Here is a 13,399-nt window from a genome sequence, read left to right on the forward strand (position 1 = left end):
CCTCTGGTGGCGGTATGAGATGAATTCAGAGAGGAAATTTATGAGACGAGCTTTGGTTTTGGTGCAGATATTGGTCGCGGCGATTTTGACGTTGACGGCGCATGGGGCGCGGGCGGAGGCGCCCAGCGTCATCCGGGTGGCATTTGCGGGGGTGGGGATCGGGAACCGGCCGTTCGTCGGCGGCAGCAGCTTGAGCGTGGTGCACGCGCGGGGGCTCCTGGAGGAGGAGTTCAAGAAGGACAACATCAAGATCGAGTGGTCCTTCTTCAAGGGGGCCGGGCCCGCGGTCAACGAGGCGTACGCGAACCGGCTGCTCGACTTCGCGCTCCAGGGAGACCTGCCGTCGAGCATCGGCAGGGCAGGGGGGCTCAAGACCAAGCTCCTCGCGGGGGTGTCGACGAGGCAGCATACGTACCTCGCCGTCCCGGCGGACTCGTCGATCGCGTCGCTCGCGGACCTCAAGGGGAAGAAGGTCGCCCTCTTCAAGGGCACGAATCTGCAGCTCGCCGTCAACAAGATCCTCGCGGGGAGCGGGCTGTCGGAGCGCGATCTCCGGATCCTCAACATGGACAGCGCGACCGCGAAGGCGGCGCTGGCGACGAGGGACATCGACGCCGCCTTCGGCGGGTACGACCTGCTCACGCTCCAGGATCAGGGGGTCGCCAAGATCGTCTACTCGACGAAGAACGACTCGCCGGCCTACCTGCGGCACGCCCACCTGATCGTCACCGAGGACTTCGCGAACAAATATCCCGACATCACGAGGCGCGTCGTCAAGGTCGTCGTGCAGGCCGCCCACTGGATCGCGCAGAACGAGGCCAACCCGGCGCCGATCTACCAGCTCTGGTCCAAGTCGGGGGTGCCGTACTCGAACTTCAAGGCGGACCAGACGGGCGACTCGCTCAAGGTGCGCGCGAGCCCGCTGTTCGATGAATACCTGATCTCCCGCTACAAGGCGGCCGTCGCCGACGCGAAGCGGTTCGGCCTGATCAGGAACACGTTCGACGTCGACTCCTGGATCGATCTGCGGTTCCTGAACGCGGCGCTGAAGGAGCTGAACCTCGAGGGCTACTGGCCCGAGTTCGACGCGAACGGGAAGGTCAAGCACCCCGGGAGGTCATGAGAGGAGAGCGCGCGGCGAAGGGGCCTAGCGCAGGGCGGAACGCCACGAGAGAAAGGCAACCAAGATGACGCAGCAGGGAATTCAAGAAAGCCAGACCCAGGCCGGCTACAAGCTCGCGGCGCCCGACGTGGCGCTGCCCGCGGGCGGCGCCTCCCGGCTCCTGTCGCGGAAGGTGGGCAACGTGGCCGTGGGGCTCGTCTTCCCGGCGGCGCTCCTCCTCGCGTGGAGCTACGCCTCGCAGCGCGAGCTGATCCCGGCGCAGATCCTGCCGGCGCCAGGGCTCGTCGTGCAGACGCTGACCGAGCTCGCGAGCTCGGGCGATCTGCACACGAACATCGCCATCAGCCTCGGCCGCGTCCTCGGCGGCTTCGCCGCGGGCGGCGCGGCGGGCCTCGCGCTCGGCATCGCGATGGGGCTCTCGCGGCGGATCGAGGAGCACGTCCACCCGCTCTTCAAGGCGCTCGCGCAGGTCCCCGCGCTCGCGTGGCTGCCGCTCGTCATGATGGTGGCGGGGATCGGCGAGTCGCTCAAGCTGATCCTCATCGCGCAGGCGAGCCTCATCCCCGTGGCGATCAACACGTTCGAGGGCATCAAGAACGTGCCGAGATCGTACATCGAGGTGGCCCGGGTCTTCCGCTTCAGCCATGCTCAGCTGCTCCGGAAGGTCGTGCTCCCCGCCGCGGTGCCGTCCATCGCCGTCGGCATCCGTTACGGCCTGACGCAAGCGTGGCTGTCGCTCGTCACGGTCGAGCTCCTGGCCTCGTCCGAGGGCGTCGGGTTCCTGATCGTCTGGGGCCGCCAGCTGTTCCAGCTCGACGTGGTGCTCGCGGCGATCCTCGTCGTGGGGATCGTCGGGCTCGCGCTCGACAAGGGGCTCGAGGCGATCGAGGCCCGCCTCCTGCGCTGGCGGCGCGCCGCCCTGTAACACCTCACCGAAGACGCCCTGGTACACCTCACCGAAGAACACACACGATGAGCGCCATCACCCATGCTCTGATCCAGCCGCGGCTGCGGCGCGGCCTGGTCCTGCCGGTCCTGCTGTTCGTCGCGTGGCTCGTGGTCTGCCGCTACGAGCTCGCCAACACCCGCATCCTGGTCCCGCCGCTCGCGGTCTGGAAGGCCGCGAGCGCGCTGCACGAGAGCGGCGAGCTCTGGGCACACCTGCGCGCCAGCCTTGTCCGGGATCTCCTTGGGCTCGCGCTCGGGATCGTCGCGGGCGGCGCCGTCGGCGGTCTGCTCGCCGTCTCGCGCACCGCCGACAAGCTGTTCTCACCGAGCTTCCACGCGGCGAAGCAGGTCGCGCTGTTCGCGTGGATCCCGCTCATGTCGGTGTGGCTCGGCGTGGGCGAGCAGGCGAAGATCGCCTTCATCGCGCTCTCCGCCTTCTACCCGGTCGTCGTGAACACCTATGAAGGCGTGCGCAGCGTCGGTGTCGAGCACATCGAGGTGGCGCGGGTGCTCCGCTTCTCGCGGTGGCAGACCCTCCGCAAGGTCATCCTGCCGTCCGCCGCTCCGTCGCTCTTCGCGGGCGTGCACCAGGGGCTCATCTACGCGTGGCTCGGCACGCTCGGGGCCGAGTACCTGCTCGAGCCCGCCCCCGGGATCGGCAGCCTGATGGTGGACGGGCGCGAGCGCTTCGCCATGGATGTCGTGCTGGTCGGGCTGATCGTGTCCGGCCTCGTGGGCTTCGGCCTGAACGCGCTGGCCAAGGCCGCGGAAGACCGCCTGTTGCGATGGCGCGTCCGCGGCGTGTGAGCGTCGTCAACGTTGTCAACGTCGTCAACGTCTGATTCCGTCTGCTTCGTCTGCTTCGTCTGCTTCGAGGAGGAACCCATGGGCTCGCCTGGAGTCATCAACATTCGCGATGTCAGCAAGAAGTACGTGGTCAAGGACAAGCCCCTGGAGGTCCTCCGGGGGATCGGCCTGACCATTCACCCCGGCGAGTTCATCAGCGTCGTGGGCACGAGCGGTTGCGGTAAATCGACGCTCCTCCGGCTCCTCGTCGGGCTGGACGCCGACTACGAGGGCGACATCCTCGTCGGCGGCGCGCGCGTCGAGGGGACGAGCCTCGATCGGGGCATCGTCTTCCAGGAGCACCGGCTCTTCCCCTGGCTCACCATCGAGCAGAACGTCGCGCTCGGGCTCGAGAGCTCGGCGTGGACGCACGCCGAGAAGACCCGCGCGGTCGACGAGCACCTCGAGCTCGTGGGCCTGTCCGGGTTCAAGCGGGCGTACCCGCACCAGCTCTCCGGCGGGATGGCCCAGCGGGCGGCGATCGCGCGAGGGCTGGTCAACCGGCCGGGCATCCTGCTGCTCGACGAGCCGTTCGGCGCGCTCGACGCGCTGACCCGCGCGAAGCTTCAGCAGGAGCTCCAGCGCATCTGGCAGGAGGAGCAGATCACCATGATCCTCGTCACGCACGACGTCGAGGAGGCGGTGTTCCTCGGCGATCGCGTCGTCGTGCTCGAGCCGCGGCCCGGGAGGATCAAGCGCGTCGTCCCCGTCAGCGCGCCGCGCCCGAGGTCCCGCACCGATCACGAGATCAAGGCCCTCGTCGACGAGGTGCGCGGCTACCTCCTCGAGGCCTAGCGCGACGGCTCGAGGCGCAGCGTGACGGAAGGCCCGAAGCCATCCGGGACAGCCGGTGGGGCCGCGCCAGAGAAAGATCTCTGGCGCATGGCAGGGCCATCCGTTATAATGGACGAACCATCCGCTATCATGGTGAGTAAAGCCCGATGACGATGCCCTTGCTCACGCTTCCCAACACGAGCTCGCCGGCCCTTTCTGTGCGCGCCAAGGCGCTTGTCTTCGAGGATCCACGCTCGCAGGCGATCCTCGAGCGGATCCGGCAGCTCTCGCCGAGCGACGCGACGTTGCTCGTGACGGGGGAGACCGGCACGGGCAAGGAGATCGTGGCCCGTCACATCCACGCGTTGAGCCACCGGCGGGGGCGGCCCTTCGTGGCGGTCAATTGCGGCGCCTGGTCGGAGTCGCTCGTCGAGAGCGAGCTGTTCGGCCACGAGAAGGGCGCCTTCACGGGGGCGACGACCTCGAAGGCCGGGTGGTTCGAGGCCGCGGACGGCGGGACGCTGTTCCTCGACGAGATCGGGGATCTGTCGCTGCCGCTCCAGGTCAAGCTGCTCCGCGTGCTGCAGGAGCGCGAGGTGGTGCGGCTCGGCTCGCGCCAGCCGATCCCGATCGACGTGCGGCTCATCGCGGCGACCAACGTGAACCTGGAGGAGGCGGTGATCGCGCGGAAGTTCCGCGAGGATCTCTTCTACCGGCTCAACGTGGCGACGCTGGCGCTCCCGCCGCTGCGCGAGCGGCCGGGCGACATCCTCCCGCTGGCGCGCTACTTCCTCGATCTCTACGCGCACCGGCTCGGCTCGGAGCCGGCCGTGCTCACGGCGGAGGCGACGGCGCGGCTCCTCGGGCACCCGTGGCCCGGGAACATCCGGGAGATCGAGAACGCGATGCACCACGCGCTCCTGGTCTGCAAAGGCCAGGAGGTCACCCCGGCGGATCTGCGCCTCACGGCGCTCCTGCCGAAGGCCGGCGCCAGCATTCCTCCGCCGGAGCAGGGCGCGACCGACGCCGTCTCCCAGGTCAGGCCGACGCCGCAGGCGACGGCGCTGGAGGGCGCGTTGCTCGCGCTGTTCGAGCAGAACCTGCCGAACCTGCACGAGCAGATCGAGGAGACGATCATCCGGACGGCGTACCGCTACTGCGACCGCAACCAGCTCCAGACGGCGAGGCTGCTCGGCATCAGCAGGAACATCGTGCGCGCGCGGCTCGCGCAGTTCGGGGAGCTGGCGCGCTACCGGGCGTCGCGCGGCGGGACGGCGGCCGCAGCGTTCGGGCGAGGGGAGGCGAGCCCCGCGCCGCGCGCCCCGGGGACGACCTGAGCGAACGCTGAGCGCGCGCCAGCTCGGCTGTGCGGGGCACGCTGGCCCGGCGGGCGCGGTGAGGTGAGCGAGACGGGCGGGGGTGCCTCAGGAGCGCGACGGGGAGGCCGGCCGGGAACGACCCGGCGTGCGGGGGCGAGCCCTCGCGCCCGGGGCCTTCATCCCGAGAGCCTCTCGCACCGTCGTGGCCGTGGCCGCCTGTCGCAACGCGCGCGGCAGCCGCTCGGTCAGCTCGAACGCGCGCTCGACGACGGCGCGCGCCGCAGGCCCATGGCGGTGCTGCATGGCCCAGGCCGCGAAGAGCGCGAGCTCCGGGTGGCGCTCGTCGAGCAGCGCCTTGCCCTCGGCGTGGCCGAGGTGGGGCACGACTCGCCGGTCGCGCAACACTTGATTGAAGACGCGCTGGTGACGTCGACCAGGCGCGTCCCGTCACCCGCTCTTCTCGACTCCCAGCTCCCCAGCTCCGCTCCCTCCAGGGCCCGCGGCGCGGGCTCAAGCGTGGCTCGCGCGCGTGGAGGGCTGTCCGGCCTTGGTCTCGATCCAGCGCTCCAGATCGGCGCGCGATGTCACGCCGCTGCGGCGATCGAGCTCTCGCCCTCCGCTAAAGAGCACGAAGGTGGGCACCCCCTGGATGCGCCGGCGCCCGGCTTCCGCGGGGTCGGCGTCGGTGTCGAGCTTGAGGACCAGCACCTTGCCCGCATTCCTGCGGCCGAGCTCGTCGAGGGCCGGCGCGACGACTCGGCACGGGCCGCACCAGGTGGCCCAGTAGTCGACAAGGACGGGGACAGGAGAGCTCGCAATCGCCTGTTCGAGCGCGGCCCCGTCCACCGGCTGCGGAGCGCCCGTCGTGTCGAGGTGGGCCTTGCAGCGGCCACAGACCGGTCGATCCTTGACCCTCTGGTCCGCAACCCGGTTGATCGAGCCGCAACGGCCGCAACGGTAGATAGCCATGCTCCTTCTCCTTGCCGTCGCCGCGTGCCGCGGCATTGGGAGCAACTTGGGTCCGGCGTACGCATTGGCAACCAGGGGGCGTGTCGGCCGCGCGGCGGACGCGGCGGTCGGCGAGCGGGCTACCGCGGCGGGGCTTCGCAGGCCCGTCGCGTCACCTCGTGGCGGTAGTCGAACATCCGCTCCAGCTTGCGCCGGACGAAGAGGCCGCCGCCGAGCCGGCCGATCGCGCCGAGCGGGAGCTCGTACTCCACGCGATCCGTGAGGTAGCAGCCGCCCGAGCCGTCGGGGTCCATGCGGTGCGTGTGCACCCAGCGCTTGAACGGCCCGCTGCGCTGCGTGTCCTGGAACATCCGGCCCCGCTCGTACTGCGTGTGCTCCGCGACCCAGCGCAGCGGGACAGGGCCGACGCGCGTCTCCACGATCACGCGCGCGCCGACGAGGATGCCGCCCGTCTTCTCCAGCACGCGCGCGTGCTCCCACGGGGGCGTGAGGCGCTCGAGGGCGTCAGGCTCCTCGTGGAAGGCAAAGACCCGCTCGGGGGGCGCGGCGATGCGCGTGCGCTTCTCGAAGGTGGGCATGCGCGAGCATGGATCGCGTCACGCCCCTCTTCGAGGAGCGCACGCGCATCACCGCCGCTCCTGGCGGCCTCTCCGGCGTGGCATCAGAACGCCCACGACCAGGTGACCGCGGCGGGCTCGGGGGGCGGGCCGGGCGTCACGCCGGCCGCGTACCTGGTCTCGCTCGGCCGGATCGGGTGGACGGCCGCGATCGCGAAGCCCGTCACGTGGCCCAGGATCATGCCGGCGCCGACGTCCTGCCACGAGTGCGCGCCGGCGCCGATCCGCAGCGCCATCGTCACCACCGTGGCCGCCTCGGCGAGGGCGAGCGCGCCGAGGCGCGGCGCGGCGTCGCCGGTCGTGCGCAGCGCGAGGTTCAGCCGCGCGCCCGCGATGGCGGCCACCGGGGTCGTGTGACCCGAGGGGAAGGCGTCGAAATCGAGGTCGGTCTCGCCGCACCGATCGGTCCGCCACGAGCGCGGCCGGCACCGGCCCGACAGGCGCTTGATCACGTTCGAGAGGCCGGTCGACAGCGCCACCGCCTCGACCTCGATGAGCGATGTCCTGAGCGCCCGCCCGTAGGGGCGCGGGACGCCGGCGCCCGCGAGGTAGCTGCCCTCGAGGGCGTACCCGCCGCCGAGGAGGAGCAGCGTGCCCGCCGCGGCGCCGGTGATGTCGCTGGCGAGGCCGATCGCGTCGTTGCGCTCCTCGCTCGATGCGGCGCCCCACCCGGAGCGCCGCTGGGGGAGCAGGTACGTCGCGAGCGACGCGGTGCAGGCCGCGGCGAGGACCGCCTCGCCGCCCGGCGTGCCGAACGCCCAGTCCGGGGCGGCCGGCCCCGCATGCGCGGCGGCGGGCGCGCTCCACGCCAGCGCGCACACGCAGGCGAGCGGCGCGCCGTACCTCACGGCTTCTTCGCTGCGGGGGGCGCGGCAGGCTGCGCGGGCGCGGCGGGCTTCGCAGCCTGGGGCGCGGCGGGCGCCGCCGGCTTGCCGGGCGCCGCCGGCTTGCCGGCAGCCGCCGCCGGTCCGGCCGCCACGCCTTTCGCCTTCTGCACGATGACCTCACCGAGCTGCAACGCCGAGAGCTGCTCTCCGACAGCGCCGGCGTCGCCCACCAGGACGACCCGGAGCTGCTCGGGCACGAGGTACTTCTGCGCGACCCGCTGCACGTCCGCGGGGGTGATCCGCTGGAGCCTCGCCGGTCGCGTCGCGTACTCGTCGAGCGGCAGCTCGTAGACCGCGAGGCCCGCGATCGTCGACGCGGTCGCGTCCGCCGTCTCGAAGCGCGCCGGCAGCTGGCGGATGAGGTTCGCCTTGGCGTCCGCGAGCTCCTCGTTCGTGACGGGCTCCCTCCGCATCCGGTCGATCTCCGCGAAGATCTCCCTCACGGCGGGGCCCGTGTTCTCCCGCACGATGGCGCCGCCCGCGGAGAACGGGCCCGCTCCGTGGCGCATGTCGAAGCCGGAGCGCGCGCCGTAGGTGTAGGCGTGCTTCTCGCGCAGGTTCAGGTTGAGCCGGCTCGAGAACTGCCCGCCGAGGAGGGTGTTCATCACGAGCAGCGCGTCGTAGTCCGCCGTCGCGCGCGGCACGCCCGGAAGCGCCACCGTCACGGTCGACTGCGTGAGCCCTGGCCTGTCGACGACGACGACGCGCGGCGCGCCCGCGGCGATCGCCGGCGGATCCGCGGGGATCGCCGCCTTCGCGGGGGCGGGCGGCGCGGAGGCCGGGCCCTTCCAGGCGCCGAAGACCCGCTCCACCTCCTTCACCGCGTCGGCCTTGGTGATGTCCCCGGCGATGGCGACGGTCGTCAGCTCCGGCCGGAACTGCGCGGCGTGGAACTTCGCCAGGGCGCCCGCCGTGATCTTCTTCAGCGCCGCCTCGGTGCCGATCAGCGGCGCGCTGTACGGGTGGCCCTCCGGGTAGAGGACCTGGGCCTGGGCGATGGAGAGGAGCGACGCGGGGCGGTCGTTCATCTCGGCGAGCTGGGTGATGCGGCGCGACCGCTCGCGCTCGATCTCCGCCGGCGCGAAGGCCGGGTTCATGTACGCGTCGCCGAGCAGCGTGAGCATCTCGCCGAACCGCGGCGTCACGCTCTGGCCCTGCACGCCGCCGCCGTCGAAGCCGACCGCGGACGAGAAGCTCGCGCCGAGCTTGCCGAGCGCGTCGCTGAGCGAAAGCGCGCTTCGGGTCCTGGTGCCCTGCATGAGCATCGCGCCCGCGAACGCGCCGACGCCCGGCTCGGCCTGGTCGGCGCCGCGGACGGTCGTCACGTCCACGGCCACGATCGGCAGCTCGTGCCGCTCCACGACGAGGACGCGGATCCCGTTCGCGAGCTTCGCCTCCTCGATCCGCGGCGGCTGGAAGACCACCTCCGGCCCGGGGGGAGGCGGCGATTTGCGGAAGTCGTCCGCCGGGGCGGCGGCGGGCGGCGCCGCGGCGGGGGGCCGCGCGGCGGGGGGCGCGGGGGGCGGCGTCGACGTGACCGGAGCGCAGGCGGCGAGCGCCACGGCTGCGAGCGAGGCGGAGACGGTTCGTTTCATGCGCATGGGCTCAACCCCCCTTCGGCGCGGCCGGGCCGGCCGCAGGCTTGTCGACCGCGGGCTTGTCGCCAGCGGGCTTCATGATGGCCGGCGCAGCCGCCGGCTTGTCGGTCGCCGGCGCGGCCGCGGGCTTCGCGCCTGCCGGCGTGGCCGCGGGCGCCGCGACCGCGGGCTCCACGCTCGCCGCTGCCGACGGCGCCGCGGTGGTGGGCTTCGCGCCCGCCGCCGCGGGCGTCGCCGCCCCGCTCTGCTTCACGAGGCGCCCGGCCTTCGGGGCGCCCGGCTTCGGCGTGACGAGGGCGATCACGCGCCTGCCCTGGGGCAGGAGATCCGCGGTCGCCTTCTGCAGGTCGGCGGCGGTGGCTTTCTCGTACCTGGCCACGTCCTTCGGGAAGTACCCCGGATCGCCGGTGAGCTGGTTGTAGTTGTTGATGGCGTTCGCGCGGGCCGTCACCTGCTCCATGCTGAAGACCAGGTCCGAGAGCACCTTGGCCTGGGCCCGGTCGTGCTCGTCCCGCGTCGGCGGCGCCTTGCGCAGCCGCTCGAGCTCGGCGTCGATGAGCTTCAGGGCCTGCTCGGGCGACTTGCCCTTCTTCAGCGTCGCCGTGATCTGGAAGGTGCTGGCGAGCTGGCTCGATTGCTGGAACGCGAAGACGTCCTGCGCGATCTGGAGATCGTACACGAGCTTCTTGTAGAGGCGGCTCGTCTTGCCCGAGGCGAGGACGTTGGCGACGAGGTCGAGCTCGGCGTCGCCGGGCGCGAAGCTCGGCGGCGTCACCCAGCTGATCGTCACGCGGGGCAGCTCGACGTCCGCCTCGATGTCGAGGCGCTTCTCGGTCGCGAGGTCGCCGGGATCGGGCTTCGTCGCCACGGGTGGCGGGGCGCCCTTCGCGATGGGGCCGAAGTACTTCTGGATGAGCTCCTTCGCCTTGTTTCGCTCGATGTCGCCCGCCACGACGAGGGTCGCGTTGTTGGGCACGTAGAACGTCCGGAAGAAGGCCTTCACGTCGTCCATCTGCGCCGCGTCGAGATCCTCGGGCGTGCCGATGGTCAGCAGGTGGTAGGGGTGGCTCTCCGGGAACAGGGCCGCGCGGAGGAACTGCGGCACGAGGCCGTAGGGCGCGTTCTCGTAGTTCTGGCGGCGCTCGTTCTTCACGACATTGCGCTGGCTCGCGAAGGTCGCGTCGTTCGCGTGATCGAGCAGCCACCCCATCCGGTCGCTCTCCAGCCAGAGCACCAGCGCGAGCTCGTTGGCGGGGACGGTCTCGAAGTAGTTGGTGCGGTCGGTGTTCGTCGTCCCGTTGCGATCGCTCGCGCCCGCCCGCTCCAGGTACTTGAAGAACATGTCCTCGCCCACGTGCTTCGAGCCCTGGAACATGACGTGCTCGAAGAGGTGCGCGAAGCCGTTCTTCCCCCGCGGCTCGTCCTTGGAGCCGACGTGGTACCAGACGTTGACGGCCACGACGGGCGTGCGGTGATCCTCGTGCAGGACCACCTCGAGCCCGTTCTCCAGCGTGTACTTCTCGACCGGGATGGCGACGCTCACGCTGGTCGCCGCCGCCGCAGGCTGCGCCTTCGTCGCGACCTGCGCCGCCGCCGCGGGCTGCGGCGCAGGCTTGGCCGCAGGTTGAGCCGCCGCAGGCTGCGCCGGCGCCGCGGCCGGGGGCGCGGCGTAGACGGGCAACGTCAGGCCGAGCGCGGCGACGAGCGCGCTGGACAGGGACGAGAGCGCCCGGAGGCGCGTCCGTTCGGACCGATGGTGGGCTCGCATGAGCGCGGTTTTAGCGCAGATCGCACGAGGTCGAGCGCAAACTTCGCTCGTGGAAAGGGAGGCGCGGCGCAGCGCGGTTCACGCTCGGCGCTGCGCTCCTGTCACTGGAATGGCGCGACGAAGAGCTGGTACGGCCCGAAATCCACCGGAGTACGCCCCTTCACGGTGATGGCGCCGAGGCTCCCTCCAGGTCGTGCCCCGTAAATCCGGGAGTTCACGCCCTCCCTCTCGCCCGCGCATGCGCTGAGCGGGCCGAAGCACTCGATGTTGATGGGATTGCATGCGTCGTCCGCGGTCTTGATCGTCATCGGGAAGTCGGTCAGGCCGCACGAGGACACCACGGTGGACATCCCCGGGCAGACCGGGACATAGAACGTCTGCTCAGGGCTGCTCGCGCCGCACAGGGAGCTGGGAGGGATCGGAGCCCCGGTGGTGTCGCCGCTGATGAGTCCGCTGCCGGAGATGACTCCGGCCCTCTCGCCGAGGCACGACGCGCGCTGGAACCTGAGGCGGACCGTGCCGAGCGCCTCGGGATGCGCGGCCTTGACCACGACCGTGTAGGTCCCGGCCCGGAGCCTGGCCGCGAAGTGCGCGCCCGGCGCGGCGTCGCCGCAGCTGCTGGCCGCGCAGCCGATGGGGGGACCGCCGCACCCGTCGCCCTCGAGCACCGCGAGCGCCGTGTCGACGTCCGACGCCAGGGTGCCGAGGTACACGACCTCGTCGGACGGGAGCGTGAACCGGAAGAACACCTCGCCGCCGCCGCCGCCGCCGCCGCACGGCAGCGCGACGCCGGAGGTGTTCCCGGCCGTGATCTCCGCCGCGTAATCCATCGAGCCCGCCAGCTCCCCCGGCGTCTCGCAGCTGTCGGCGCCCGGGATCGGCGCGCAGCCGTCGTCCGCGACGCCGTTGCAGTTCTCGTCGACCGCGTTGCCGCACACCTCGGGCACCGGGGAGGCGCACCCCTCGCCCTCGCAGCCGTCGTCGGGGAGCCCATCGCAGTCCTGGTCCACCGCGTCCCCGCAGATCTCCGGCTCGGGCTCGCAGGGCGCGAACGCCGGGACGTGGACGGGCACCTCGACCACGTTGTTCTCGATCGCTTGCTCGGCGATCGCGCCGACCGGGTTGACGGTGACGCGGAGGGTGTAGTCCCCCTCGGGCACGTCCGTCACGTCGACCCACTGGCACGGCGTCCCGACGTCGTAGGTGTCGGCCCACCCCGCGCTCAGGAAGTTGCACCCCATGCCTCCCGAGGTCGGGTAGCCGCGCGGCGCGGGGGACGAAGGGTCGAGGGGCTCCATGTCGACGAGGCAAAACGCCTGCTTGTGCCCCAGGGAGACGACCTCGCCCTCCGCGTCCACCAGCCGGTAATCGGTGAAGTCCAGGAAGTGGAAGTGCTGGTGGCACTGCGCATACTCGAAGAGCGGGCTGTTGAACTCGGGGCCGGGGTCGAGGTGGCCGGGCCCTGCGTTCTCGACGCGCCCCTCGAACTCGAGGAGATGCCGCCGGCCGGGGCCTCCGACGCACCTTTCCATGAGCTCGCAGGCGTCTCTGGGGAACGTCTGGTACGAGAACCGGATCGTGTCGACGATGCGCTGCCTGTCCGGGCGCAGGTCGGGCACGATGCAGACGCCGGCCTCGCACGCGTGGCCGCTGGGACAGCACGCGCCGCCGCAGATCGCGCCGTCGCAGGCGGGGTAATCGACCGGGAGGACGATCGTGTTGTTGTCGAAGCGCGCCTCGGCGAGGGTCCTGTTCGGGTTCACGGTGATCTCGATCTCGTAGAGCCCGGCCGGGACGCCGGTCACGTCGAGGGCGTTGCACGCCAAGGTGCCGGGCTGCTCCACGTGCTCTCCCGGGCCGAGGCCCTGCGCATCGCAGCCGTACTGGCCGCCTGGCATCGCGACGCAGCGCCCGTCGAGCTCGGCCTCGGCGACCACCGCGCCGCCCTGGCGGAGGCGCGCGCGGAAGAAGCGCGGGACGACGTAGCTGTCCTCGCAGAAGTTCGGCTCGAAGACGTCGCTCTCCGAGGGCACGCCGAGATCGAGCGGAACGTCGCCGGCGTTCTCGAGCGAGACGTGGAAGCGCATGAGCGCCCGCCGGCCGCTCGCGCCGAAGCACCCATGCAGCAGCTCGCACGCGTCCTCGTCCACGCGGACCGTGGCGAACGTGACGGGCTCTCCTCGCTCCGGGGGCCCGAGCACGAGGTCCGCCCCCTCGCAGCCGCCGCGCACGCACGCGGCGCCGGGGCTGCAGCACGCCGCGTCGCCGCAGGCGCGCGCCTCGTCGCACGCGGCGGCGCAGCCCGACGGCTTGCCCTCGGCGTCGATCTGACACCGCGCGCCCCCGGGACACACGATGTCCGAGCCGGGGCAACGGATGCCTCCGGACGGACCGCCGCCGCCGCTCCCGCCGTCTCCTGAGCTGCCGCCACCTGCCGCGCTCGAGGGCGGCTCGGTCGGCCCGTCATCGCCGCATGCGGCGGCCGCCAGGAGCCATGACCCCATCAACAGCGCTTCGACGACGTTCTTCATGTGCACCCTGGTCAGCAGT

Annotated in this window: 12 protein-coding genes; 5 read left to right on the top strand and 7 right to left on the bottom strand. The window is 71.7% G+C overall.

The window, feature by feature from the left end:
* Positions 1-40 precede the first annotated feature (40 nt).
* The 5 genes from WMF34_RS07005 to WMF34_RS07025 all read left to right on the top strand — a co-directional run bounded on the left by WMF34_RS07005 (position 41) and on the right by WMF34_RS07025 (position 5,028).
* Positions 41-1,123, top strand: coding sequence for an ABC transporter substrate-binding protein (locus WMF34_RS07005; protein WP_437992804.1), 1,083 nt, complete (start codon positions 41-43; stop codon positions 1,121-1,123).
* A gap of 64 nt (positions 1,124-1,187) precedes the next feature.
* The gene (locus WMF34_RS07010) at positions 1,188-2,048 is read left to right on the top strand and encodes an ABC transporter permease (RefSeq protein WP_012233957.1); all 861 of its coding nucleotides are present in this window, start codon (positions 1,188-1,190) and stop codon (positions 2,046-2,048) included.
* A gap of 47 nt (positions 2,049-2,095) precedes the next feature.
* Entirely contained in the window at positions 2,096-2,878 is a 783-nt protein-coding gene (locus WMF34_RS07015) for an ABC transporter permease (RefSeq protein ID WP_437992805.1), read from the top strand.
* 78 nt (positions 2,879-2,956) lie between these two features.
* Positions 2,957-3,712 carry an ABC transporter ATP-binding protein gene (locus tag WMF34_RS07020; protein WP_012233959.1) on the top strand — a complete coding sequence of 252 codons (756 nt, stop codon included), beginning with the start codon at positions 2,957-2,959 and terminating at the stop codon, positions 3,710-3,712.
* Between the two features lie 152 nt (positions 3,713-3,864).
* Positions 3,865-5,028, top strand: a complete 1,164-nt coding sequence (locus WMF34_RS07025) for a sigma-54 interaction domain-containing protein (RefSeq protein WP_420877274.1) — start codon at positions 3,865-3,867, stop codon at positions 5,026-5,028.
* Positions 5,029-5,115: 87 nt separating this feature from the next.
* Here the strand turns inward: WMF34_RS07025 and WMF34_RS07030 are convergent, their stop codons facing one another.
* From WMF34_RS07030 to WMF34_RS07060, 7 genes are all read right to left on the bottom strand, one after another.
* Entirely contained in the window at positions 5,116-5,412 is a 297-nt protein-coding gene (locus WMF34_RS07030; protein WP_437992806.1) for a hypothetical protein, read from the bottom strand.
* A gap of 108 nt (positions 5,413-5,520) precedes the next feature.
* Entirely contained in the window at positions 5,521-5,979 is a 459-nt protein-coding gene (locus WMF34_RS07035) for a thioredoxin family protein (RefSeq protein ID WP_437992807.1), read from the bottom strand.
* A gap of 119 nt (positions 5,980-6,098) precedes the next feature.
* Complete coding sequence (locus WMF34_RS07040; RefSeq protein ID WP_012233963.1) at positions 6,099-6,557, bottom strand: SRPBCC family protein; 459 nt, start codon at positions 6,555-6,557, stop codon at positions 6,099-6,101.
* A gap of 83 nt (positions 6,558-6,640) precedes the next feature.
* On the bottom strand, positions 6,641-7,444 hold the full coding sequence (locus WMF34_RS07045) for a phosphatase PAP2 family protein (protein WP_437992808.1): 804 nt from the start codon (positions 7,442-7,444) through the stop codon (positions 6,641-6,643).
* Positions 7,441-9,078 (bottom strand): M16 family metallopeptidase, encoded by a 1,638-nt coding sequence (locus tag WMF34_RS07050; RefSeq protein WP_157907515.1) that lies wholly within the window; start codon positions 9,076-9,078, stop codon positions 7,441-7,443. Before WMF34_RS07050 ends, WMF34_RS07045 begins: the two co-directional genes overlap by 4 nt.
* Positions 9,079-9,088: 10 nt before the next feature.
* On the bottom strand, positions 9,089-10,849 hold the full coding sequence (locus WMF34_RS07055; RefSeq protein WP_012233966.1) for a M16 family metallopeptidase: 1,761 nt from the start codon (positions 10,847-10,849) through the stop codon (positions 9,089-9,091).
* Positions 10,850-10,950: 101 nt separating this feature from the next.
* Complete coding sequence (locus WMF34_RS07060) at positions 10,951-13,380, bottom strand: lysyl oxidase family protein (RefSeq protein WP_437992809.1); 2,430 nt, start codon at positions 13,378-13,380, stop codon at positions 10,951-10,953.
* Positions 13,381-13,399 lie beyond the last annotated feature (19 nt).

Origin of the sequence: Sorangium sp. So ce145 (assembly GCF_051525985.1) — a bacterium.
GTDB lineage: Bacteria > Myxococcota_A > Polyangia > Polyangiales > Polyangiaceae > Sorangium > Sorangium cellulosum_B.